Below are 22,764 nucleotides of genomic sequence, written 5' to 3'. Positions count from 1 at the left end.
AAAAGATCGCAGCCTTCGGCAGCTCCTACGTTGGGGGGGGTTATCAGGTGCTGATGCCGAGGCGTTCGTGCCACTGCGCGATGGATTCTTCGGGGTAGACGTCGAATTGTTGGTCTTTGGGGCTGGCCTCGACTTCCACCCACGGCGCTTTCGAGCCGAGCATCAGGTGCGTGTGCTCCGGCGGCACGGGCAGCGGCGTATCTATGGCTGAGGCAAACGGGTGGATCAGTTCAGGCCATTCAGGGCTGAACAGCCACAGTCCACTGCCGCACAGCGAGCAGAAGTGCCGTTCGGCGCTGCTGCGGTGGGCACGTTTGTCGCCTTCGTCTTTCATCTTCGCGTGGTAGATGGCGATGTTTTTGCGGCCCTGTACCTTGAGCGTAGTCGCGTCGCCGCCGAGGTTGATCGCATAACCGCCGCCGCCCTGGGTCTTGCGGCAGATCGAGCAGTAGCAGCGTTGATAAGGGTAGGGGTGGGCGCTGGTCAGGCTGAAAGTGACAGCGCCGCAGTGACAGGAACCTTCTAAATGCATGACAGAGGCCTCCGGTTGGCTGGAATGGTTCGATTTAGCCTAGAAGAGTTGTGGTGGATGTGTTGCCGCCATCGCTGGCAAGCCAGCTGCCACAGGGTCAAGTGTTGATGACAAGATCTGTGGACGACGTTAATCCTTGTAGGAGCTGCCGCAGGCTGCGATCTCTTGATCTTGCTGTTCAAAAACAACATCAAAAGATCGCAGCCTGCGGCAGCTCCTACTGGACTCGCTCAGGCGCGACGGTCAGCATGGGCGGCAAAAAGGGGCTCAATATTCATGCGACGACTTCCCTCACTGGCCGCACTGCGCACTTTCGAATGCGCCGCCCGTCACGCGCACTTCGGCCGGGCCGCCGCTGAACTGTGCGTCACCGACAGTGCCGTCAGCCACCAGATCCGCCAGCTCGAAGAACAACTCGGCGTCTCGCTGTTCATCCGCGAAGGCCGGCAGATTCGCCCGACCATCGCCGCCGGGCGCTTGATGCAAAGCCTGCAGCAAGCCTTCGAACTGATTGGCGAGTCTTGCGATGAATTACGCGATCCATCCTCGCTGGCAGTCCTCAGACTCGCCGTCACCGCCGAACTCGCACAAAAGTGGCTGATGAGTCGCCTCAGCGATTTCTACGCGCGCTACCCGCACATCACCTTGCACCTCTACGAACAACCGATCGATGCCAGCGCCCCCGGCGAAGACATCGACCTGGCGATCACCTACGGCACCGGCCCGGCCGACAGCAGCGCTTATTTCGTCCGGCCCTTGCCGGCGCTGCAATTCTTCCCGGTGTGCAGCCCCGGCCTGTTCAACCAGGGCACATTGAAAACCCCAAAGGATCTGGCCCGCCACTGCCTGCTGCACGACGACCAGGACGGCAAGACCTGGACTGCCTGGCTGACCAGTCATGCCGGCGACCAGCGCCCGCAGCGTCAGTTGTATTTCGCCCATGCAGGCTTGGCGCTGGAAGCCGCGGCGCAAGGGCAGGGCGTGGCGATGGGCGACAACCTCACCGCGCAGGAGGACTTGCAGAGCGGTCGGTTGGTGCGGCCGTTCCCCTGGAGCATGACCGCGCTCGGCCAATACGCGCTGGTGTGTGAGCGCGTGCGGATCGAGCGCCCGGCCGTCGCACAGATGCTTGAATGGTTCAACGATCAGCTGGCGGATTGATGAGTTGAATTCAACTATTCCGCAATAATCATCGTTGGCGAGCAGGCGAGCCGCGACCTTACCTTGTGGTCATTCCCATCGCGAAGACGAGGTTTGACCATGGCACGTTTGCTCGACTCCACCCCTAAACACGACGGCTTCCGTCTGCCCGGTGAATTCGAACCCAAGTCCGGCTGCTGGCTCGGCTGGCCAGAGCGCACCGACGTCTGGCGCAACGGCGCCAAGCCGGCGCAGAAAGTCTGGGTGCAGATCGTCACCGCCATCTCCCACAGCGAACCGGTCACCGTCTGCGCCTCGGCCGCGCAATTCGCCACCGCTCGCCGACAGTTGCCACCGCAAGTGCGTGTCGTGGAAATGACCTGCAACGACACCTGGTTCCGCGACAGCGGCCCGTGCTTTGTGGTCAACGACCAGAGTGGCGAAGTGCGCGGCGTCGATTTCGAGTTCAACGCCTATGGCGGTCTTGACGGCGGTCTCTACTACCCGTGGGACAAGGACGACCAGATTGCCAGCAAGATCCTCGAAATCGAACGCTTCGACCGCTACCGCGCACCGTTGATTGCCGAGCTTGGCGGCATTCAGAGCGACGGTCAGGGCAGCATCCTCACCACCGAACAATGCCTGCTCAACCGCAACCGCAACCAGCACTTGGGCAAGGACGAAGTCACCCGCCGACTCACCGATTACCTCGGCGCAGAACAAGTCATCTGGCTGCCGCGCGGCTGCAAATTCGACGAAACCGATGGCCATGTCGACGACCTCGCCTGTTTCGTCCGTCCCGGCGAAGTGGTACTGCAATGGACCGACAACCGCGACGATCCGCAGTGGGAAATCTATCAAGAGGCCTACGACATCTTGCGCAGCACCCGCGACAGCCGTGGCCGCGAGCTGACCGTGCACAAATTGCCGCAACCGGACGTGCTCGAATGGACCGCCGAGGAAGCCGAAGGCCTCGACCAGCAGGACAGCACCCACACGCGCCAGGCCGGGACGAAAATCTGCGCGTCGTACATCAACTATTACGCCGGCAACAGCTCGATCGTGGTGCCGCTGTTCGGTGATCGCAACGATAAAGTCGCGATGGCGACGCTGGCCGAACTGTTCCCGCAGCACAAGATCGTCGGCATCGAAAACTCCCGGGAAATCCTTCTCGGAGGCGGTAACGTCGCGTGCATCACCATGCCGCAATACGCCGGCACGCCTGTCCACAAGAAGGGAGCGTGACCATGCGCCTGCACAAACTGACTCAAGCCTTATTGCTGGTGCTTGCACCCTTGTGTGTGCAGGCTGCCGACACCGCCAAACCGGTGGTTAATCTGTACATCTGGGGCGAGTATCTGGCCCCGGACACCTTGAAGAATTTCGAGGCGAAAACCGGCATTCATGTGGTTGCCGATCATTTCGATTCACTGGAAACCGTCGAGACCAAGCTGCTCACCGGACGCAGCGGTTATGACTTGGTGCTGACCGCAGGCCAGCACCTGTCGCGAGCCATCGAAAGCGGTGCGATCCAGCCGCTGGACAAGGCGCGGGTGCCGCACTTTGCCGGCGTCGGTGAGGAATTCCGTCAGCACATGGCGGTGTTCGATCCGGGCAATCGTTACGCCGGGATCTACGCGTGGGGCACCACGGGCGTGGGCTATCAGGAGGAGGCTGTGAAAAAGCGTTTGCCCGATGCGCCAAAGGACAGCTGGGCGATGCTGTTCGATCCGGCGGTGGTCTCGAAATTTGCTGACTGCGGGGTGAGCCTGCTCAATGATCCCAATGAGGTGTTCGCGGCGGTGATGAAGTACATGGGCCTGGACATCAACCGGCAAAACCTCGACGACCTGAAACTCGCCGAGCAGCAACTGGCGAAAATCCGTCCGTACATACGCTACTTCGACAATGACCTGAACATCAGCGATCTGGCCAACGGCAACACCTGCGTGGCGATGTCGTGGAACGGCAACGTGGCGATTGCGGCGGGGCAGGCGGAGGCGGCGAACAAGCCGTTCAAGCTCAGTTACCGGATTCCGAAAGAGGGTACTTTGATCTGGTTTGACGCGATGGTCATTCCCAAGGACGCCCCGCACCCGCAGGCCGGGCTGGCGCTGATGGATTATCTGATGACACCGGAAGTCATGGCGCCCATCACCGACACCATTCACTACGCCAATGCGATCACGGCGGCGGATGATCTGGTCGATGCGGCCATTCGGAATGATCCGGGGACCTACCCCTCGGCCGACGTCAGGGCCACGCTGTATAGCAAAAACGACAACGGCAAAGCCTTCAATCGTGCGTTGATCCGGGCGTTCAGCCGGTTGAAGTCCGGCCTCTAACCCCACATTTTCCCTGTAGGAGCTGGCTTGCCAGCGATGAACGATAACGCGGTCTACACCTTGGCAACGCGCCACAGATACCAGGCGGCGACGGTTCTGAACGGGCTCCACTTCAACCCGATCTCGATCATCTGCTTGCGCGTCGGCTGCACCTCCAGCCCCTTCAACCGCCGATAACCCTCGCGCACACCAAAGTCATCGGCCGGCAGAATATCCATGCGCTCAAGGCTGTAAATCAGCAGCATCTCCACCGTCCAGCGGCCAACCCCGCGCAGGCTGATCAGGCGTTCGATCAACGCTTCATCGTCCATCGCCAACGCCGTGGCGTAATCCGGCACCACACCGTCGAGCGCTGCCTGGGCGATCCCTTGAATGGTCGCAATCTTGCCCGCCGAAAACCCGCAACTGCGCATTCGTTCAAAGTCGGTCGCTAGGATTTGTTCCGGCCGCGGAAATGATTGCGCAGGAAACAGCCCCACCAACCGCCCGACAATCGCGTCACCGGCCTTGGCATGCAGTTGCTGATAGGCAATCGCCCGCACCAGCGACTCGTAGGGATCGCGTGCCGGATGCGGCTGATGCAGGCAAGGGCCTACCGCCGCAATGTGTCGCTGCCAGTCGGGGTCGAGCGCGGCAAGGTATTCGCTGGCCGCTTGATAGGTATCGGGCATGCTATTTGAGCAAGCCGTTGACTTCGCCGTAGCTGAACGCCTTGAGGTCGCGGGTGTCGAGTTTGCCGCTGGCGAGGAAGCTTTTCACCAGCCCGCCCATCGCGCCGTAGAGGAATTCGGCGATTCCGGAGCCGGCGCTCAAACGCCGCACGCCGAGCGTTTGCAGTTCTTCGGGAGAGGGCAGGCAGGCGAAACCGAGGACGTTGACTGGCAGTGGCGTGCCTTTGCAGATCGCTTCGATTTCGTAAGCCGAGGTCACGCCCGCGGCGAACAGTCCATCAGCACCCGCCGCCTGATACAGCGCGGCACGGCGCAGGGTTTCGGCGACGCGATCTTCAGCCGGCACCAGGCTTTTCAGATAGACATCGGTGCGCGCATTGATGAACAGCTTGACGCCGCGCTTGTCGGCGACTTGCCGCGCCACTTCGATCTTGCGCGCGAGCAACTCCGGCGCTTGCGCGCCGTCTTCAATATTGATGCCGACCGCGCCCGCCGCAACGACCGCGTCGAGCACTTCGGCGACCCGCCCGAGGTCATCGGAATATCCGGCCTCGACGTCCACGGTTAGCGGCACGCTGATGATCCGGGCGATGGATTCCACCGTCGCCACCAGACGTTCGAGCGGTAACGTGTTGCCGTCCGGATAACCATGGGCCCAAGCCACTGCTGCGCTGCTGGTGGCAACGGCTTTGCCGCCCAGATGCTCGACCAGCCGCGCGCCGGTGGCGTCGGCGACGTTGGTCAGAATCAGCAGGCCTTGCTGGTGCAACTGGTGAAACTGCGTATCGAGCGTGCTCATTGAAATCCCTTCAGGTTGATGGAACAAATACCTCAGAAAAGCCGTTGCTGCGTGAGCTGCACCGCAGCGTTTTCCAGTCTCAGCAGAAACGCCTTGCGCGGTTGTCCGCCACCATAACCGGTCAGCGAGCCGTCCGCGCCGATCACCCGATGACAAGGCACCACGATCGACAGCCGATTGTGCCCGTTGGCCAGCCCGACCGCACGACTGGCGCCGGGCTTGCCCAAACCTGCCGCAATCGCGCCGTAGGTGCTGGTGTGCCCATAGGGGATTTGCCGCAATGCCGACCAGACTTGCCGGGCAAACTCACTGCCGGGCAAATGCAGCGGCACCGTGAACTCGCTCAGCTGGCCGGAGAAGTACGCCGCCAATTGCTGTTCGATCGCCTGCAAATGCGCGTTATGCCCCGGCGCGACCGCATAGCCGTAACGGTTCTGTAGCGCCTCGACTTCACGGGTCAGCGCCGGCCGATCAAGAAACTCCAGCAACACCAACCCTCGGCGTTCAGCCATGGCGATCATCGGCCCCAGCGGCGTGGTCAGCCGGGTGAACAGCAGCGGCTCGCTCTGTTCGGCGCGGCCCGGAGTGATGTGGAACGACTTCTGGAATGCATCGCGAAAACCGCTGAGCGATTCATAACCGGAATCGAACGCCGCATGATCAATCGACGTGCCTTGCTTGATCCCGCCCAGCGCCATGCCCAGCCGCCGGGTACGCAGCCAGGCGTGGAAGGTCATGCCGAAATGCTGTTTGAACCAGCGCCGCAGTTTCAGCGGCTCGATGCCTTCGGCGAGCAATTGCGCATCGCTCCAACGCACTTCCGGGTCGGCGTCCACGGCTTTGAGCAGGCGCTGCACCCAATCCGGCGCAATAGCGGCGGCGTCCAGCGGTTTGCAGCGCAGGCAGGCACGATAACCGGCCGACAGGCACTCATCGGCCTGCGCGAAGAACTCGACATTCTCGGGTTTCGGCTTACGCGCGGTGCAACTGGGGCGGCAGAAGATCCCGGTGGTTTTCACGGCCGTGAAGAACACGCCTTCATAGGCAGTGTCGCGTTCGAGCATGGCGCGAACCATTTCGGCGTGGGGCGGCAGGACAGCGGTTTGTATGTTCATGGCATGAGGTTAAAACCAGATTCTCGATGGCTCCACCGAAAAATCGACAATGAATTTCCGATCCCCCTGAACTACCGTGTAGGAGCTACCGCAGGCTGCGATCTTTTGGCTTTGATTTTAAAAGAACAGGATCAAAAGATCGCAGCCTGCGGCAGCTCCTTGTATCTCGACTATCGCTCCGTCAGGAGCGATAGTTCTCGACTGATCATCGAGGGAGGGACTTGGAAGCCGTGCAGCTCCTTAGGCTTTTTGCCTGTGATGTAGATCGTGCTCCTGCCCTCCACACTCACTCATATAGTTCGAACGGTATCTGGGCCCGTCTTTGGCGAGAGCCCGCATTCGCAAGGTTGGACAGAGTGCAGTGATGATCGAAAACGGATCAATGGAGAGACAGTCATGTCCAATTTCGTCGGCGTCGATATCGCTAAAAACACCTTTGATATCGCCACTCACCTGCCAAACGGTAAACACAAAACCAAAGCCAAACTGGCCAACGACCCGAAGGGTTTCAAAGAGTTTGAAGCTTGGCTGAACAAGCAGGTCGAGCCTTCGTCCCTGATCGTGATGGAAGCCACCAGCGTGTATCACCTGGAACTTGCCGAGTTTGTTTACAACAGGGGCTACCGGGTCTGTGTTGTAAATCCGTCCACGACCAGCGCTTACGCCGGCAGCGAGTTACGCCGGATCAAAACCGACAAAAGCGACGCCAAACTGATCGCTGACTTTGCTCGGGAAAAGGCTGAGAAGCTTCAACTGTGGGCGCCGGAGCCGTTGAAGTATCGCCAGCTAAAGGCGATGGTGCGGCGGTTGGACGACCTTCAGGAGATGGAGCGAATGGAGCTCAATCGACTGGATGTGTCCGACGAGAAGGTCAAAGAATCGATCAACTCTGTGCTGCGCCACATCGAAAAAGAGATCGCTGAAACGCACAAGGCGATCAAAAAACACATCGACGATGACCCGGACATGCGCCAGATGCGTGACTTGATCGTCACCATCGACGGCATCGGACAGAAAACGCTTGAACGGCTGCTGGCCGAACTGGGCGACCTGCGCAAATATGACGATCCTCGCAAACTGGTCGCTGCCGCTGGGTTGAACCCAAAGCTTCAGGACTCAGGGGTGCTCAAGGGGCGAACTGTGATTTCGAAGATCGGCTCGGCACGGGTTCGGGCTGGTCTGTACATGCCAGGCTTGGTGGCGCTGAAGCACAACGAAGCGATAATCGCCATGAAGGATCGCCTGAAGGCCAACGGCAAGGCTCCCAAGCAGATCATCTGTGCAGCGATGCGCAAGCTGCTGCATTTCGTTTACGCCGTTCTAAAATCGGGCCAACCATTTGACCCGAAATTTGCACTTGCCCGATGAGGGGCAAGACGGTATCTACAGTTTGTTGAGGTGTGTCTGATGCATCCGTTTTCGATTCGACATATTGATCACATCGTCCTGCGCGTGAAAGACCTGCAGCGCAGCATCGAATTCTACGGCCAGGTATTCGGCGCTGAAGTGGTCAAGCGCAACGAGCCGTTGGGGTTGATCCACCTGCGCGCGGGTACGTCGTTGATCGATCTGGTCGACCTGCAAGGTGAACTCGGCCGCAAGGGCGGCGGGGCGGCCGGGGCCGAGCGGCGTAATGTCGATCATTTCTGCCTGCGCATCGAGCCGTTCGATGAAGAAGCGCTGAGCGCACATTTGCACTCCTTCGGTCTGCACGTGGAAAAAGCCGCCACCCGCTTCGGCGCCGAGGGTAACGGCTTGTCGCTGTACTGCTTGGATCCGGACGGTAACCAGGTTGAACTCAAGGGGCCATCCGAGGCTTAAGCACGCTTGGCCATCAACAGCACCGAAGCTGCCGCCGACAACAGTCCCGCGCAGCAACGATTGAAAATCCGCTTGCCGCGCGGCTCGGCGAACCAGCGGCGCATGTGCAGGCCCATCCAGGCATAAGCGCTGATGGCGATCCATTCCAGCAGCAGGAACAGCACACCCAGTACCGCGAATTGTGCCGGCACCGGGCGGGCCGGATCGACGAACTGCGGCAGGAACGCGGTAAACAGGAGGATGGCTTTCGGGTTACCGGCCGCGACCAGAAATTCCTGGCGCGCCAAAGCGAAGAACCCCACCGCAGCCCCGGTTACCTGTTGCTCGGCCTCAGGATTGGCCCGCCACAGCTGCCATGCCAGATACAACAGATACGCTGCGCCGATGATCTTGATCGCGTGGAACAGCCATTCCGACGTCTGTAACACCACCGACAGACCCGCGCCGGCCAGCGCGATCATCCCGGCAAACGCCAGAATGCGTCCGATGCCGGCCGTGCAGGCGCGGCGAAAACCGTACCGGGTCGCGTTGCTGACCGACAGCAGATTATTCGGGCCGGGGGCCATGTTCAGGGCGAAGCAGGCCGGGAGAAACAGGGTGAGAGTGGCGAGATCCATAACGGCGCTCCAGAAACGATGAAGACATTTTTATCACAGCCCACGCGTCTCCAGACCCATACAGTCAGGCCGAGCTGTCGCGGTACAGCGCCCGGCCATGCTGGACAACGCGGTCGAACTTTTCGTTAATGGCGCAACTCTGAGACAGTCAGAGGGCGATGCTTTCGTCAGAAAAAGTTATCTGTCCGGTCAGAAACGGCGATTGCCGTGTAACATTTCCCCCTGTTTCAAATACCCCGTATGGCCGCAGGCGGCCCCACCAAGAGCGACATACATGCAAGCAAAGGCCCGTGAAGTTTATGTGCCACCGGTGCTGCAAGATCTGCGAGCCGGCACTGCTGAGCTGCACATCGCACTGGAAAAACGCCTTCCGTTTTTCTCCGATACGCTCGATACACCCGCTTTCGTGCGTCTGATGCAAGCGTATTACGGCTTCTATCTACCGTTGGAAAACGCGCTGATCAATAGCAGCTCAATTCCTCCCGACTTTGATCTGACGCCTCGTCTCAAGGCGCCAACCTTGCGCGCCGACCTGCAAGCATTGGGCTTGACCGCCGAGGCGCTGGGCAGCCTGCCGCAGTGCGATCATTTGCCTGTCATCGAATCTGCCGCCACCTGCCTGGGTGTCCTCTACGTACTTGAGGGGGCGACACTCGGCGGGCAAATCCTGCGCCGGGAAATCGCCAGCCGGTTGGGCCTGGAAGCCGAAAACGGCGCTGCTTTTCTCGATATCTATGGCGCCGCCACGGGACGTCGCTGGCGCGATTTCATTGAATATCTGGGCACTCGACCGATGGATGCGGGCGAGCGCGAGGCCGTGGTTGCGGCCGCACAAACCACATTCAGCTGTTTCGAGCGTTGGCTCGAAAGCCGGGAGGTACTGGCATGACTCCGCAAGACAAAGAAGCCTTTGAAGAACTGCTGGCCAACTGTGCCGACGAGCCGATTCGTTTCCCCGGCGCAATTCAGCCCCACGGTTTGCTGCTGACCCTGAGCGAGCCTGCGCTGACGATCATTCAGGTCAGCGCCAACGTTGAAACCCTGCTGGGTCGCGAGCCGGAGAGCCTGATCGGGCAGCCACTGGAGCAACTGATCGGTGCCGCCGAAGCCGCGCAAGTGCGCGAAGCCTTGCTGCAACCGGCATTGTCTGACACGCCGCCGCTGCTCTTCAGGCTCAATGGCTCGGCGTTCGAAGGCTTGCTGCACCGGCATCAGGGTGTGCTGATTCTGGAACTGGAAATCCACGTCGATAACTTTCAGCCGCGCAACGTGGCCGGCAATCAGACTCATTTGGGGCGGATGCTCCAGCGCCTGCAAGCGGCCACTACGTTACAGGCCTTGTACGACATCAGCGTCAAGGAAATCCAGGCGATGACCGGTTACGACCGGGTGCTGATCTACCGTTTCGAGGAGGAAGGGCACGGCCAGGTGATCGCCGAAGCGTCCGACCCGTCGATGGAGGTGTTCAACGGCCTGTTTTTCCCGGCGTCCGACATCCCCGAGCAGGCCCGCGAGCTGTACCGCACCAATTGGCTGCGGATCATCCCCAACGCCGACTATCAACCGGTGCCGCTGGTGCCGAAGCTGCGGCCCGATACGCAAACGCCGCTGGACTTGAGTTTCGCCACTCTGCGCAGCGTGTCGCCGATCCATTGCCAGTACATGAAGAACATGGGTGTGCTGTCGTCGATGAGCATTTCCTTGCTCAAGGGCGACAAACTCTGGGGTCTGATCAGCTGCGGCAACCGTCAGCCGCTGCACGTTCCGCATGAATTGCGTGCGGCGTGCCAGACCATCGGCCAGGTGCTGTCGCTGCAGATCAGCGCGATGGAAGCGCTGGAAATCAGCCGCCAGCGTGAAGAAAAAGTCGAGGCGCTGGCCTTGCTCAATCAAGCGATGATCGACTCGCCGCAGAATGTTTTCGATGGCCTGGCCAACCAGCCGCAAGTGCTCATGGCGCTGACCAATGCTGGCGGCATCGCGATCATCGAAGACAATCAGTTGCACCGTTACGGTAACTGCCCGGAGCCCGCGCAAATCCGCGCCCTGCACAAATGGCTGCAGGACAGCGGCGAGCCGGTTTTCGCCAGTCATCACCTGGCCAGCGTCTATCCGCCCGCCGAGCACTATCAGCAAGTGGCCAGTGGCGTGCTTGCCATGAGCCTGCCGAAACCGGTGGACAACGGCGTGCTGTGGTTCCGCCCCGAGGTCAAAGAAAACATCAATTGGAGCGGCGATCCACGCAAGCCACTGGACCTGGAAAACTCCGACGCCGGCCTGCGTCTGCGCCCGCGCACCTCGTTCGAAATCTGGAAGGTCGAGATGGCCGGGATTTCCACCAAGTGGAGCCACGGCGACCTGTTCGCCGCCAACGATCTGCGCCGCTCGGCACTGGAAAATGACCTGGCTCGGCAGGTGCGTCGCGAGCAGGAAGCGGTGCGCGCCCGTGATGAACTGGTGGCGGTGGTCTCGCATGACCTGCGCAACCCGATGACCGTCATCTCGATGCTCTGCGGCATGATGCAGAAGGCTTTCAGTTCTGATGGCCCGCACACCTCGCGGCGTATCTCCACGGCTATCGACACCATGCAACAAGCCGCCGGGCGCATGAACACGCTGCTGGAAGATCTGCTCGACACCTCGAAAATCGATGCCGGGCGCTACGTCATCACCCCGCAGAAACTCGATGTCGGGCAGATGTTCGAAGAGGCGCAGACATTGCTCACGCCGCTGGCGCTGGACAAGGACATCAGTATTTCCTTCGAGGCCGATCCTGACCTGCGTATTCACGCCGACCCGGAGCGGTTGTTTCAGGTGCTGTCGAATCTGGTCGGTAACGCGATCAAGTTCACCCCGCGCCTTGGCACGGTGGGCGTGCATGCCCATTCGGTTGGCGATGAAATCGTCTTCACCGTGCGAGACAGCGGCGAAGGCATTCCCAAGGAAAATCTGCCGCACGTATTCGACCGTTACTGGACAGTAAAAGAAGGCAACCCGAACGGCACCGGCCTCGGTTTGTACATCACCCAAGGCATCGTCGAAGCCCACGGCGGGCGGATCGTTGCCGAGAGCGAGCCGGGGCGCGGCAGCGAGTTCCGCTTCACCGTGCCACGCCTCGACTGACCCCCCTGTAGGAGCTGCCGCAGGCTGCGATCTTTTGATGTTGTTTTTCAGAGACAAGAGCAAAAGATCGCAGCCCTGCGGCAGCTCCTGCATAGGGGTGTTTTGTTCAATACCGTAGGCGGGGTGCTCGTTACTGTGGGCACCTTGTTCCTTGGGTTGAAGCGGGTGTGCGATGAGTCTGATTGTTTCGATGGCGGCGTTTGCGTTGGCGGCGTCGATCACGCCGGGGCCGGTGAATATCGTGGCGTTGAGTTCGGGGGCGCAGTTCGGTTTTCGGGCCAGCCAGCGGCATGTCGCCGGAGCGACATTGGGGTTTGTGCTGTTGTTGGTGTTGATGGGCCTCGGCCTGCATGAGGTTCTGCAGCTCTGGCCGTTCATGACGCGGGTGGTGCAACTGGCTGGGGTGGCGTTTCTGCTGTTCATGGCCTGGAAACTGGCTACCGATAACGGCCAATTGAACGCCAGGGATTGCGCACGGGCGCCGTCGATGCTTTATGGCGCGGTGATGCAGTGGCTCAACCCCAAAGCCTGGCTGGCCTGTGTGGCGGGAATGGGCGCGTTTGTGGCGGATGGCGAGGCGCGGCTGGTCTGGCAGTTTGCGGCGGTGTATCTGGTGATTTGCTATGTGTCGGTCGGCTGTTGGGTGTATGCCGGGACGTTTTTGCGTGGGTATTTGAGCAACGCGGCGGGGATGCGTTTGTTCAATCGCAGCATGGCGTTTTTGCTGGCGGTGTGTGCGGCGTACTTGTTGGCGACCTAGAAAGCATTGCCCTGACGCTTCGTGCCGCGACCTCTGGCGGCACGAAGCGCTTTCATCTCCTCACAAGATCAACCTCAAAATATTCCGTTCAACACGCGAAATGCCTGCGGCGTCATAGGCGTGAAATTGTTGTTACGCAGTTGGCTGATTGCATACATCGCACTCGCCGTACGGCCGTTACCGTCGCCAAATCCCTGAAAACCCACGATCGCTGCAAGCAAGTGTTTGTCAAAGTGTTGGTGGGTGGTGTCGAGTGTTTTCAGATGCTGTCCAAGCAGCGAGAAACCGGTGACGCTGCTGCCGTACTTGCCATCCGAGCCGGCGTCGCGAATCACCCCACTGGCCGAAGGAACCAGGCGTCGGTGTACTTCGGTGATGACGGCCGGATCAGTCAGTGACTTGCTGTTGCCCGTGTATTCGCGCAACACGGCGAGGATGTTGTCGAAATCGTTTCCTTTCGAGGATGAGCCATTGAGCATCCACGCGGCGGCTCTCTTTGAATGTTCAGTGTGACCCTGGAAATTGAACGCCGCTTCGGGCATGACATCAGTGTAAGGGGCTTTGTCGAGATCAGTTTTCAGCACGTTCTGCTGGTAGTCGGTCATGTACGTGGCTTTTTTAATCTCAATCCGCGCAACATCGTCGAGGGTTTCAGCGTAGTCCTTCGCCGTATAGAAATTGTCGCCATGACGAAAACCTAAAGACTGCATGTAAGAGCGCAACATACTCTCCGCCGCGTCTGCGCCGATCAGTGATTGCAGCTTTGTAAACGACGGGTAATGCAGAGACGCCTCTCGCACGGCATTTTCGAACAAATGGTCGAGTTCAATTGAGCTCATCCCTTTGGGCAAGGCACTGCTCTTGTCACTCAAACGCGTGAGAACATGCTGAAGGGTCTCGATGCTGTCGTCCTTGAACAGTGCGCGGGCATGCGCCACGGTATCGAGCGACATGCGAATCCGTGAAGCAGAGCCAGTGTGGTCGATCGCTTTGACCAGGTCATAGCTGTAAGCGCCGGTCAAAAGGCGCAGTTGCTCGCGTGTGGCATGCGGGATAGCCGAGGCATGTGTACCGAGCTTTTTCAGGCTGCGCCCAATCAGCCTGCCACCGCCCTGCAACAGTTTCGGCAATCCATCCAGCGGATTGAACAGGTTCAGAATCGTCACCGCGATCACTTTGGAGCCGTTAAGCAGGCGGGCGGCGGTGGTCGTAGCCTTGACCGCTGTACCGGCGATTTTCAACGGCACGGCGGCAACAACGGCAGCGACACCGACCACGTCCATGACACAGCCACTGATGGCTTTGATCTGCCTGGAACTGTCGCCGGAGGACAGTTCTTCGACACATTCCTTGAAAGGGATAATCACGTTGAGCAGGGTGTTGAAAATGGTCTCGGTGGTTGCAATGGCTTTTTCTCGCTGAGTCTGGTCAAAACCCATTTGCCAGAGTTCGGCCACCGTGAACGCAGGTATTTCCTTCGCAATCAGGGTGCTGATGGCTTGCTTGCGGCTGGAACGGAAGAAGCGGTTCGGCGTGCTTGCGCCGTCAGTGTCTTGCCAGGACTCTTGGAACTCCCCGACTTTGCGTATGAATGCCTTGGAATGTGTGTCGCGAGGCTCGCTGTTGCTGAGGTAGGCCTTGACGTCTATCGGCAGACGGTCAAATTTTTCTCGGCTGGTGAAGTCTGTCGGCTTGTCCAATCCATCGGGTTTGACCAGGCCGGTGAATGCGCTCGTCAGTTTCTCGTTGAACCGGCATTGCGACTTGAGCGGGAACAATTCATAGCAGCGAATTTCCGAGTGGATCACCGCACAGATGATAATGCCGAATCGTCCGGTATCGCCGGGAATCGCCGAGCGCTCGGGTGTAATGCCTCCGAATATAGGCAGTCTTGCGAAGTCCGTCCAGGTAGACTGCTGAACGCAATAAATAGCCAAATGAGCGTTTTCAATAAAGCCACGGTCGCGAGGGCGCAGTTGAGAAAATGCAACATTGATATTGCACTCCATCGCCGCCTGCATGCGCATGGAGAAACTGTTGATGGCCTCTTCGTATAAATCGTTGGCGGGATACAGTCTCAGCAGGTTAGGGAAAGATTCATAAATACTGCGACCCTTGATTCGATTCCAGTCTTCGCTATTCAGCTCGTCGCCCATGTACAGATCAACTACCGACACCTTTCTGCCGTTACCGCCGCCTGTGCCACGGTGCTTGACCAGCAATTCGTCAGGGTCGCAGCCGGGAACTTCCTTACGCATTTCCTCCAGGGCCAGAGGCTTGCGATGGGGCAGTTTGCGGCGAAGTTGAGAGGAGGCCTGCAATATCTGATCAACGTAACGCTGGTATTCGGCAGATGCTTTTTGAGCGGTGTCTTCACTCAGGCTGCCGTCCGCTTCCCGCGTGACAAGTTTGTTCATCAAGGCCCAGGTCATGATCGGGTCAACGGCGATCTGCGCATAAACAGCTTCAAGTTCCGGCGTCAGCTTCGATAACTGTGCAAAACCCAGCAGATGCTCATAAGTCATAGCCCGCGAAACACCCGGCGAAATGGCTTCGGCAAAATGCACCGCCTGGCTGAAAATGACCCAGCCAGGGGTGGCGATTTTCAGTTGGGCCGGGGCATCGGTCACCAGGTATTCCGGGGCCATCCCGCCCAGCACCAACTCTGCCACCAGCGGTGCAATCACCTTGTTCAGCCCGCGTTGGTTGATCAGGTGCTCTTCCAGTTCGCGGCGCACCGTAGCCGGAGCATTGAGCATATGGCGCGATGAATATAGATCGTAGCCTGCGAACGAGGTGGCGGTGATATCTGCGTCGGCATCAAGGTCAAGCAGGATCGCGGCAATGATCAGCTGTTCGACAAACTCGGGCGAAGCTGGCGCGTCGGTCGTTTCTTTAAACCAGTCAAGAGCCTCGATGTATTCGTGGGCCTGTTCAGACGTCCTGAACATATCGTCGATCAGCCGCTTCAACCGATACCCCGGGCTGTCCGACAAACCATCGGGTGAGCCACTTTCAATCACAAGAGAAGCGCCATATTCCTCGATCAGAGGTATTTCATTAGCGGTGGCCCGTTCGTTTATCTGGCGGATGATCGCTCGGTTTTCTTTATTCAGTTGGAAGGGCGACTCTTCTGGGGCATTGAGCAACTGCCAGTAGTTTGCATAACGGGGAGGCTCTGGCAGTGTGGAGAAGTTAAGTAAGTCGATCAGTTCATTGCTGGTTTCTTCCGAAACCGGAAGTGGCAATTTGTTGAACCTCAACCATTGGTCCACGGTGATCGACTGACCCGAACTGATCAGTCCACCTGTCGATTTGGCACTGTTTGCCAATAGTTTCAGATCTTCACTAAAGCCTGCAACATTGACGACCGCCTCAGTGATCTCGGTCCGAGTAAAAAAACCGGTAGCGTTCCAGCTCTGCGGATCAGCCACGCCGGGCTGTGCGCTGACATTCTCGTGGGTGTAGAACATACGTGCCTGTTCATCAACCTGAAAGACGACATTAAGCGCGATGGATTGGGCTCGGCGAATCTCCAGGAACGCCGGGTGCTTGATCATGTTGATCAACAGCAGCGCCGCCGGTCGGTGCAATTGATCGAAACTTGAGCCAGGAGTGCGGGTTACCGACAGGCGATCCCTTGCCCATTCGATTGTATTTCTTACAAACTCATCTTTCAGAAAGTTTGACAGGGCTTTGCTGACAGATTGTTTTTGAAGTTTATCTTCATGCGTCGAAAAATGAGCATAAGGCTGCTGCATCTATGAATCTCCATATTCTGATTAGTTTGGCAGACATTGCGCGAATGTCAGGTGATATTTATCGAGGGCTTTCGCGCCATTGGTGTGCTTGTGCGGGCAGGGTATTAATCGAGTTGGTTAAAGTCACGGCACTTGTTGATTGCAATTGTTTCTATTGCGCGCGCGAGTGGGAAGTGAGTGTGGGCAGGGAAGAATAGGCGGCTTATTGAATTGCTTTTAGTGAAACAAGTTGAATTTAATATGGCTTATGGAATGAGTTGGTTTAACCCCGATATTGCCCCGGGGTTGCCGCCAGATGTTGTTTGAACGCACGCTGAAAGTGCGCCTGATCGGCGAAGCCGGCCGCCAGCGCCACGTCGGCAATCAACTGCCCATGGCGCAGGCGTTCGCGGGCGAACTGGATGCGCTGGTTAACCAGAAAGGCATGCGGGGTCATGCCGTAATGCTGTTTGAAGGCGCGGATCAGATACGACGGTGACAGTTGCGCCGCAGTGCAGATGTCGTCGAGGCTGAGCAGATCGGTGCAATGTTCACGAATGTAATCGGCGGCGCGTTCGAGCTTGAAGTTCGGCTCGCGCAACGGCTGATCGCCCGGGTTGAGGCGCAGTTGCAGATCGCTGAAAAACTCCACCGCCGTGCTCTGTTTACGCAGCACATCCTGTTGATCGTCAACCAGAACGTCATAAAGCGCGATCAGTTCGCGAAAAAGCCCGACGTCCTGCAAATGCGTGGCTGAAAACCGCCGAAACTGCACATCCTCGGTAAACCCGGATTGATGCTGCAAATCCGTCAGCCAGGGCGTCTCGACGTACAACATCACGTATGACCACGGCTGGTCATCAATCGGATTACAGGCGTGCACATCACCGGGATTCATCAGCACCACCGTGCCCGCCGCGACCTCGAATTGCGCCTGCTCGTGGACGTAAGTACTGCGCCCGGAAGTGATCGCACCGATCGAGAAGTGCGCATGTGAGTGCCGGGCATAACAGACTTCGCGGCCATCGGCGATGGCTCGGGCTTCGATGAAGGGCAGGGCGTCGTCGCGCCAGAAACGCGGGGCTGTTTCAGGGTTTTTGGCGGTGGTGTGCTTCATTGTTGTTATTCCCGGCAGGCCAGGGCCCGAGTGTATTAGCTCTGGCCGGCAAAGGCCCGTTCCAGTTCGGCAATGTCTGGTTTTTTCATCTGGAACATCGCCTGCATCGCCCGCTGCGACTTGCTGGTGTCGGCATCCAGCATCATCTGCATGAACGCTGTTGGCACGATCTGCCACGACACGCCGAATTTGTCCTTGAGCCAACCGCATTGCTGCGCCTCGACCGGGCCACCGGCAGAAAGATTGCCCCAGAAGTGGTCGACTTCTTCCTGGTTCTGGCAATTGATCTGAAACGAGATCGCCTCGTTGAACTCGAGCATCGGCCCACCGTTGAGCCCGGTAAACGTCTGGCCGTCGAGTTCGAAACTGACGGTCATCACCGCACCTTCCGGCTTGCCGTGAAACTCCTGGCCGACCTTGCTGTAGTGGGTCAGGCCGGTGATTTTTGCGTGATCGAAGATCGAGCAGTAGAACTTCGCCGCCGCTTCGGCCTGATCGTCGAACCACAGGCAGGGCGTGAGTTTCTGAAAGCGTTGCATGGCAGTCATCCTCGGCAGGTTAGACACGCTGGACTATCAGCGTAGACAGTCCTTGGTCGACTGGCAGCGCCGTAGATCGACAAGTGCGCGCACATTCGATTGCCAATAGACTTGCCGCCCCGATTTTGCCGCAAGCACGCTGCGCATCACGGTTGCCCCACGTTCACTTGTTCGCCTGCCTGTTCGCCACGGCCTCGGCCAGCGCCGCGCCGTTGAGCTGTCAGTTGCTATGAACAAGGTTTCCAGTGCAGTACCTGAAGCAACCGTAAATCGGCGGCAACCTCAGAAATCCCAACGCGTGGTCAATTGCAGGCTGCGCGGTTCGCCATAGAACCCGGTGCCGAAGTTGCCGAGGCCGGTGTAGTAGGGCTTGTCGAAGAGGTTTTTCGCGTTGAGCGTGGTGCTCAGGTGGTCGTTGAAGCGGTAACGCGCCATTGCGTCGACCAAGTAATAACTGTCCTGAGTGATGCGCACGTTCTGGCCCGCGGCGGGCTGGAACACGTTGCCGAAAAATTCACTTTGCCAACTGACGCCGCCGCCCAATGTCAGATTCTGCCAAGCGCCGGGCAGGCGATAGCTGCTGAACAGCCGCACCAACTGCTCAGGCGCAGTGGTCTGCAGGATTGAGGCGTACACCGGATCACCACGAGCATCGCGCGTGTGGTTGTAGGCGTAGCCGGCGGAGAGATTCCAGCCTTCAGCGACTTCACCGGCCAGTTCGAACTCAAAGCCTTTGGTCGTTGCCCCCTGAACGGCGCGGTACACCGCCGCGTTGTCAAAGCCGCTGACTTGTTCGGCGACGTTGTCCTGTTCGATGCGGAACACGGCAAAACTGGCGTTGAGCCGACCGCCGAAGTATTCGGCTTTTATCCCCGCTTCATAGCTGTCGCCTTGCACCGGATCGAGTACTTGGCGCGAGGCGTCCTTGCTCAGTTGTGGCTGATAGATGTGTGTGTAACTGGTGTACAGCGAGTACGTGTCGTCGAGGTCGTAGACCGCGCCCGCGTATGGCGTGACTACACCGGTCTGGCGGTAGCCGTCGCGGACGTTGACGGTGTCTGGATCGCGATAGTCGAGGTGGTCGCTGGCGCTGAAATCGCTGACACGTGCGCCGAGTATCAACGCCAGATCGTCGCTGGCCTTGAAGCGGGTCGAGAGGTACGCGCCGGTCTGGCGCTGACGGATGGCGTCGGTGCCGACCTGCGGGATGTCGGGTTTGGCGAACTCACCGTGCCAGTCAAAAATGCTGTCATCCAGCGCCGGATAAACCGAGCCGTACACCGGGTTGTCCTGGCGGGTGTTCATCAACATGAAACCGACGATCAACTGATGTTCGCGACCGAACAGGCTGAACGGCCCGCCGAGGTTGAGATCGACATTGTCCTGCACTTCGTCGCCCTTGAATTTGCCCATGTACAGGAACATGCCGTCGCCGGTCACAGGATCCGGGTTGCCGCCACTCGCGGAGCCGAGCAGGGTGTCGTGCTCGCGGTGTTTGCGGTCGTAGCTGAGCTTCAGCGTCCAGTCGTTCTGCAGGTGCCGGGTGACGGCGGCGAACAGCGTCTGGTTGCTGAAATCCCTGCGGCTCCAATCAGTGGCCGGGTTGAACGAGCGGGAGAAGTTCGTCCGCGCGCCGTCGCTGTAGAACATCGGGAACCCGGTCCAGCTGGCGCCGCGCGAACGAGTATTCTGCTGATCAAAACCAAGGGTCAGCAGGGTCTCCGGGCTCAGGTCGGCTTCGACGATGGCGTAGGCGATGTCCTTGCTGTTCTGGTAATGATCGGCGTGGGCGCTGCGTTCCTGATGGACGCCAACGAAGCGCGCGCGCAGGTTGCCGCTCGCGGTTAACGGGCCGGAGACGTCGGCCTCACTGCGGTAGTTGTCCCAAGAACCGACGCTGCCGCTCAGCGAAGCTTTGAACGCAGGAGTAGGGCGTTTACGGATCAGGTTGACCGTGGCAGAAGGATCGCCTGAACCGGTCATCAGGCCTGTTGCACCTTTGATGATTTCGACCCGGTCGAACGTCGCCATGTCGGTGCTGGTGGTGCCGTAATCGTAGACGCCGTCGTAGTCGGTATTGACCCCGTCGTACTGGAAATTGGTGATCGGCGCGCCACGGCTGGAAAACTCCCAGCGCTCGCTGTCGTAGTTCTGCACGCTGATGCCCGGCGCGCGGCGTAGCACATCGGCGATGCCAGTCGCGCCTTGATCGTCGAGTTGCTGACGAGTGATCACGGTGACCGATTGCGGGGTTTCGCGCAGGGACAGCGGCAGGCCAGTGGCCGACGAAATTTGCCCGGTGGTGTAGGCATGGGTGTCTTCGGTGAGGGCTCCGAGGGTTTTGCTGTTGATGGTGGTGGCGTCCAGTTGCAGCGGTTCTTCAGAGGCCTTGGTCCGCAGGACATAGCCGCCACCGGTTTGCGGCTGAGCTTGCAAGCCGCTGCCCTTGAGCAGAATTTGCAGGGCTTGTTGCGCGGTGTAATCGCCGTTCAGTCCGGGGCTGTGCTTGTCTGCGGCAAGATCGTTGTGACCGGCGATGAACACGCCGCTTTGTTCGGCGAAACGGTTGAGCGCTGAAACCAGTGAGCCCGCAGCGACCGAATAATGCTGTTTCTGCGCCTCTGCTTGCGCAATCGAGGCGCACAGTCCCGACACGGCAAATGCCAAGGCCAGAGCAAAACGGGGGCGAACTAGAGTGGAGCGCAACATGCAGTTTTCCGGTGGCGATCAACGAAGTGGGGGTTGCTCAGGGTTAACCGAATGAACGCGCCCAAAGGGAACCGCCAGGTAAAAAAAACCTCAGGCTTTCGGCCCGACGCTGACCCACCAGTTGAAAGTCTTGTCGACGCGGATCGGCAATGCCGCTTCCAGCAGGCGCAAGGCTTGATCGGTGTCCTTGAGGGGGAACGAACCCATCACCGGCAAATTGGCCACGGCCGGATCGCAATGCAGATGCCCTGGGCGATAACGGCTGAGTTCTTCGATCAGTTCGCCCAGCGGCAGGTTATCCGCCAGCAGCAGGCCCTGGCGCCAGGCCTCGCGTGACGGGCTGGCCGCGGTGACTGTGCCCAATCGAGCCATGCCGAACGCCAATTGCTGGCCAGCCTGAACCACTTGCGTCTGACCTTGCTGGTTGCGTACCTCGACCGCGCCTTCATACACATTGAGCAGGGTGTTGCGGTCGTTCTGGCGGACGCTGAAGCGCGTGCCCAATGCGCGCATCCGGCCCTGTTCAGTGTCCACCAGGAAAGTCCTGTGTGGATCCTTGGCGGTGTCGATCAGCACTTCGCCAGCACGAAGCAGCAACAAACGACGCGTTGTGTCGAAACGCACATTCAGCGTGCTCAACGCGTTGAGCCAGATCCGGCTGCCATCGCTGAGTGTCGTTTCGCGGGTTTCGCCAGTGCCGGTCGACAGGTCGGCACTGAGCCGCTCGATTAGCGGTGTGCTGCGCCATGCGGCCAGACCGGTGAGCCCGGTCGCCGCAACAATCAGCAAGCCCTTGAGTGACTGTCGACGACTGATCGAGGAGCGGCTGCTGGTACGCAAGGCGTGGCTGATGGCGTGAGTTTCGCCGTCGCCTTGCAGCGGCGCGAACCGCTGGCCGACGCGTTCGACGTAGCTCCAGGCCGCCTGATGCTCTGGGCTCTGGGCCAGCCATGCTTGCCAGCGCAGGTGTTCCTGATCGGCGACCGGCGCGTCGTGCAATTGCACGTACCAGTGCGCCGCCTGCTCAAGGCTGGCGTGGCTGAGTTTGTTCATGGCGTTACTCAATCAGCAGGCCGTCGAGTTCGGCCTCAAGAATCGCGCAATGCATCATCGCTTGGGCGAGGTATTTTTTGATCATCCGTTCGCTGACGCCGATCTGTTCCGCGATTAACCGGTAAGGCATGCCGTGCAACTGAGCGAGGATGAACGCTTCGCTGACCCGCTGTGGCAGACGCTGGAGCATGGCGTCCACTTCGTGCAGGGTTTCGATGATGATCGCTTGCTGTTCGGGCGAGGGCTGCAAGGCTGGTGGGCGGTTGGCGAGGGTGTCCAGCCAGGTCTGTTCCAGTTGCCGACGGCGCCAGTGATCGACACACAAACCCCGGGCGATGGTCGCCAGATACGAGCGTTCATGGACTTCGCCATTGAACGATTGCGGGCGTTTGAGCACGCGGATGAAGGTGTCGTGGGCGAGGTCGGCGGCATCCATCGCATTGCTCAGGCGCCGACGCAATAGCTCGTGCAGCCAGCGGTGGTGGCTGAGGTAGAGATTCTGCACAAGTGAGGTGTAGGCAACCGTCATCAGAGCAAGCGTCCAGAGCGACCTTTTACCGGTCTAAATAAGAATGGGTCGCGATTAAATCAAAAGGGCAGATAGTGTGCAAATGATATTGGTTTGCTTTTAGGCCGCGGGGTCTGGATTTTTTGTGAGATGTAGTCGTAATGACCTTGTGGTG

The 22,764-nt window shown here is 59.2% G+C and carries 19 protein-coding genes; 8 read left to right on the top strand and 11 right to left on the bottom strand.

What is annotated here, in order from left to right:
- Positions 1 to 43: 43 nt before the first annotated feature.
- Positions 44 to 532, bottom strand: coding sequence for a GFA family protein (locus JFT81_RS08685; RefSeq protein ID WP_201226961.1), 489 nt, complete (start codon positions 530 to 532; stop codon positions 44 to 46).
- A gap of 276 nt (positions 533 to 808) precedes the next feature.
- On the opposite strand from JFT81_RS08685, the gene JFT81_RS08680 reads away from it, so the two are divergent.
- The 3 genes from JFT81_RS08680 (at position 809) to JFT81_RS08670 (ending at position 4,017) form a co-directional block, all read left to right on the top strand.
- Positions 809 to 1,693: a LysR substrate-binding domain-containing protein gene (locus tag JFT81_RS08680; protein ID WP_201226960.1), complete on the top strand. Its 885-nt coding sequence runs from the start codon at positions 809 to 811 to the stop codon at positions 1,691 to 1,693.
- 99 nt (positions 1,694 to 1,792) lie between these two features.
- Complete coding sequence (gene aguA, locus JFT81_RS08675; RefSeq protein ID WP_201226959.1) at positions 1,793 to 2,917, top strand: agmatine deiminase; 1,125 nt, start codon at positions 1,793 to 1,795, stop codon at positions 2,915 to 2,917.
- 2 nt (positions 2,918 to 2,919) lie between these two features.
- Positions 2,920 to 4,017: an extracellular solute-binding protein gene (locus JFT81_RS08670; protein WP_201226958.1), complete on the top strand. Its 1,098-nt coding sequence runs from the start codon at positions 2,920 to 2,922 to the stop codon at positions 4,015 to 4,017.
- A gap of 53 nt (positions 4,018 to 4,070) precedes the next feature.
- Here the strand turns inward: JFT81_RS08670 and JFT81_RS08665 are convergent, their stop codons facing one another.
- The 3 genes from JFT81_RS08665 to JFT81_RS08655 are packed head-to-tail and all read right to left on the bottom strand — an operon-like array spanning position 4,071 to position 6,602.
- Positions 4,071 to 4,688, bottom strand: coding sequence for a DNA-3-methyladenine glycosylase (locus tag JFT81_RS08665; protein WP_201226957.1), 618 nt, complete (start codon positions 4,686 to 4,688; stop codon positions 4,071 to 4,073).
- 1 nt (position 4,689) lies between these two features.
- Positions 4,690 to 5,487, bottom strand: a complete 798-nt coding sequence (locus JFT81_RS08660; protein WP_201226956.1) for an isocitrate lyase/phosphoenolpyruvate mutase family protein — start codon at positions 5,485 to 5,487, stop codon at positions 4,690 to 4,692.
- A 32-nt stretch (positions 5,488 to 5,519) separates the two neighbouring features.
- On the bottom strand, positions 5,520 to 6,602 hold the full coding sequence (locus tag JFT81_RS08655; protein ID WP_201226955.1) for a bifunctional transcriptional activator/DNA repair protein Ada: 1,083 nt from the start codon (positions 6,600 to 6,602) through the stop codon (positions 5,520 to 5,522).
- Between the two features lie 267 nt (positions 6,603 to 6,869).
- Here JFT81_RS08655 and JFT81_RS08650 point away from each other — a divergent pair, with 267 nt between their 5' ends.
- Together JFT81_RS08650 and JFT81_RS08645 are read left to right on the top strand one after the other, a co-directional pair.
- Positions 6,870 to 7,970: an IS110 family transposase gene (locus JFT81_RS08650; protein ID WP_347340485.1), complete on the top strand. Its 1,101-nt coding sequence runs from the start codon at positions 6,870 to 6,872 to the stop codon at positions 7,968 to 7,970.
- Between the two features lie 39 nt (positions 7,971 to 8,009).
- On the top strand, positions 8,010 to 8,423 hold the full coding sequence (locus JFT81_RS08645; RefSeq protein ID WP_201202614.1) for a VOC family protein: 414 nt from the start codon (positions 8,010 to 8,012) through the stop codon (positions 8,421 to 8,423).
- Here the strand turns inward: JFT81_RS08645 and JFT81_RS08640 are convergent.
- On the bottom strand, positions 8,420 to 9,040 hold the full coding sequence (locus JFT81_RS08640; RefSeq protein WP_201202615.1) for a LysE family translocator: 621 nt from the start codon (positions 9,038 to 9,040) through the stop codon (positions 8,420 to 8,422). The genes JFT81_RS08645 and JFT81_RS08640 overlap by 4 nt on opposite strands.
- Positions 9,041 to 9,314: 274 nt before the next feature.
- On the opposite strand from JFT81_RS08640, the gene JFT81_RS08635 reads away from it, so the two are divergent.
- The 3 genes from JFT81_RS08635 to JFT81_RS08625 all read left to right on the top strand — a co-directional run bounded on the left by JFT81_RS08635 (position 9,315) and on the right by JFT81_RS08625 (position 12,923).
- Positions 9,315 to 9,929: a biliverdin-producing heme oxygenase gene (locus JFT81_RS08635; protein WP_201227118.1), complete on the top strand. Its 615-nt coding sequence runs from the start codon at positions 9,315 to 9,317 to the stop codon at positions 9,927 to 9,929.
- Complete coding sequence (locus tag JFT81_RS08630) at positions 9,926 to 12,163, top strand: ATP-binding protein (protein ID WP_201226954.1); 2,238 nt, start codon at positions 9,926 to 9,928, stop codon at positions 12,161 to 12,163. The genes JFT81_RS08635 and JFT81_RS08630 overlap by 4 nt, the downstream gene beginning before the upstream one ends.
- Positions 12,164 to 12,335: 172 nt before the next feature.
- Positions 12,336 to 12,923 (top strand): LysE family translocator, encoded by a 588-nt coding sequence (locus JFT81_RS08625; RefSeq protein WP_201226953.1) that lies wholly within the window; start codon positions 12,336 to 12,338, stop codon positions 12,921 to 12,923.
- A 74-nt stretch (positions 12,924 to 12,997) separates the two neighbouring features.
- Here the strand turns inward: JFT81_RS08625 and JFT81_RS08620 are convergent, their stop codons facing one another.
- From JFT81_RS08620 to JFT81_RS08595, 6 genes are all read right to left on the bottom strand, one after another.
- Entirely contained in the window at positions 12,998 to 16,684 is a 3,687-nt protein-coding gene (locus JFT81_RS08620; RefSeq protein ID WP_201226952.1) for a hypothetical protein, read from the bottom strand.
- Positions 16,685 to 16,946: 262 nt separating this feature from the next.
- Positions 16,947 to 17,780, bottom strand: coding sequence for an AraC family transcriptional regulator (locus tag JFT81_RS08615; protein WP_201226951.1), 834 nt, complete (start codon positions 17,778 to 17,780; stop codon positions 16,947 to 16,949).
- Between the two features lie 35 nt (positions 17,781 to 17,815).
- Positions 17,816 to 18,319: a VOC family protein gene (locus tag JFT81_RS08610; RefSeq protein WP_201226950.1), complete on the bottom strand. Its 504-nt coding sequence runs from the start codon at positions 18,317 to 18,319 to the stop codon at positions 17,816 to 17,818.
- Between the two features lie 282 nt (positions 18,320 to 18,601).
- Entirely contained in the window at positions 18,602 to 21,028 is a 2,427-nt protein-coding gene (locus JFT81_RS08605; protein ID WP_201226949.1) for a TonB-dependent siderophore receptor, read from the bottom strand.
- Between the two features lie 90 nt (positions 21,029 to 21,118).
- A complete protein-coding gene (locus JFT81_RS08600) occupies positions 21,119 to 22,081 on the bottom strand; it encodes a FecR domain-containing protein (protein WP_201226948.1) in 963 nt (320 codons plus the stop codon).
- A gap of 4 nt (positions 22,082 to 22,085) precedes the next feature.
- The gene (locus tag JFT81_RS08595) at positions 22,086 to 22,610 is read right to left on the bottom strand and encodes a sigma-70 family RNA polymerase sigma factor (protein ID WP_201226947.1); all 525 of its coding nucleotides are present in this window, start codon (positions 22,608 to 22,610) and stop codon (positions 22,086 to 22,088) included.
- Positions 22,611 to 22,764: the final 154 nt, after the last annotated feature.

Source organism: Pseudomonas sp. TH43 (assembly GCF_016650635.1).
In the GTDB taxonomy this organism is placed as follows: Bacteria; Pseudomonadota; Gammaproteobacteria; order Pseudomonadales; family Pseudomonadaceae; genus Aquipseudomonas.
Note: the sequence above shows the minus strand (reverse complement) of the source record. Positions and strands in the feature narration are given on the sequence as shown.

Excerpts from the sequence above, each read along its gene's own strand:
- JFT81_RS08685 (WP_201226961.1), bottom strand. The coding sequence starts at position 532 with ATGCATTTAGAAGGTTCCTGTCACTGCGGCGCTGTCACTTTCAGCCTG.
- JFT81_RS08680 (WP_201226960.1), top strand. The coding sequence starts at position 809 with ATGCGACGACTTCCCTCACTGGCCGCACTGCGCACTTTCGAATGCGCC.
- aguA (WP_201226959.1), top strand. The coding sequence starts at position 1,793 with ATGGCACGTTTGCTCGACTCCACCCCTAAACACGACGGCTTCCGTCTG.
- JFT81_RS08670 (WP_201226958.1), top strand. The coding sequence starts at position 2,920 with ATGCGCCTGCACAAACTGACTCAAGCCTTATTGCTGGTGCTTGCACCC.
- JFT81_RS08665 (WP_201226957.1), bottom strand. The coding sequence starts at position 4,688 with ATGCCCGATACCTATCAAGCGGCCAGCGAATACCTTGCCGCGCTCGAC.
- JFT81_RS08660 (WP_201226956.1), bottom strand. The coding sequence starts at position 5,487 with ATGAGCACGCTCGATACGCAGTTTCACCAGTTGCACCAGCAAGGCCTG.
- JFT81_RS08655 (WP_201226955.1), bottom strand. The coding sequence starts at position 6,602 with ATGAACATACAAACCGCTGTCCTGCCGCCCCACGCCGAAATGGTTCGC.
- JFT81_RS08645 (WP_201202614.1), top strand. The coding sequence starts at position 8,010 with ATGCATCCGTTTTCGATTCGACATATTGATCACATCGTCCTGCGCGTG.
- JFT81_RS08640 (WP_201202615.1), bottom strand. The coding sequence starts at position 9,040 with ATGGATCTCGCCACTCTCACCCTGTTTCTCCCGGCCTGCTTCGCCCTG.
- JFT81_RS08635 (WP_201227118.1), top strand. The coding sequence starts at position 9,315 with ATGCAAGCAAAGGCCCGTGAAGTTTATGTGCCACCGGTGCTGCAAGAT.
- JFT81_RS08630 (WP_201226954.1), top strand. The coding sequence starts at position 9,926 with ATGACTCCGCAAGACAAAGAAGCCTTTGAAGAACTGCTGGCCAACTGT.
- JFT81_RS08625 (WP_201226953.1), top strand. The coding sequence starts at position 12,336 with ATGAGTCTGATTGTTTCGATGGCGGCGTTTGCGTTGGCGGCGTCGATC.
- JFT81_RS08620 (WP_201226952.1), bottom strand. The coding sequence starts at position 16,684 with ATGCAGCAGCCTTATGCTCATTTTTCGACGCATGAAGATAAACTTCAA.
- JFT81_RS08615 (WP_201226951.1), bottom strand. The coding sequence starts at position 17,780 with ATGAAGCACACCACCGCCAAAAACCCTGAAACAGCCCCGCGTTTCTGG.
- JFT81_RS08610 (WP_201226950.1), bottom strand. The coding sequence starts at position 18,319 with ATGCAACGCTTTCAGAAACTCACGCCCTGCCTGTGGTTCGACGATCAG.
- JFT81_RS08605 (WP_201226949.1), bottom strand. The coding sequence starts at position 21,028 with ATGTTGCGCTCCACTCTAGTTCGCCCCCGTTTTGCTCTGGCCTTGGCA.
- JFT81_RS08600 (WP_201226948.1), bottom strand. The coding sequence starts at position 22,081 with ATGAACAAACTCAGCCACGCCAGCCTTGAGCAGGCGGCGCACTGGTAC.
- JFT81_RS08595 (WP_201226947.1), bottom strand. The coding sequence starts at position 22,610 with ATGACGGTTGCCTACACCTCACTTGTGCAGAATCTCTACCTCAGCCAC.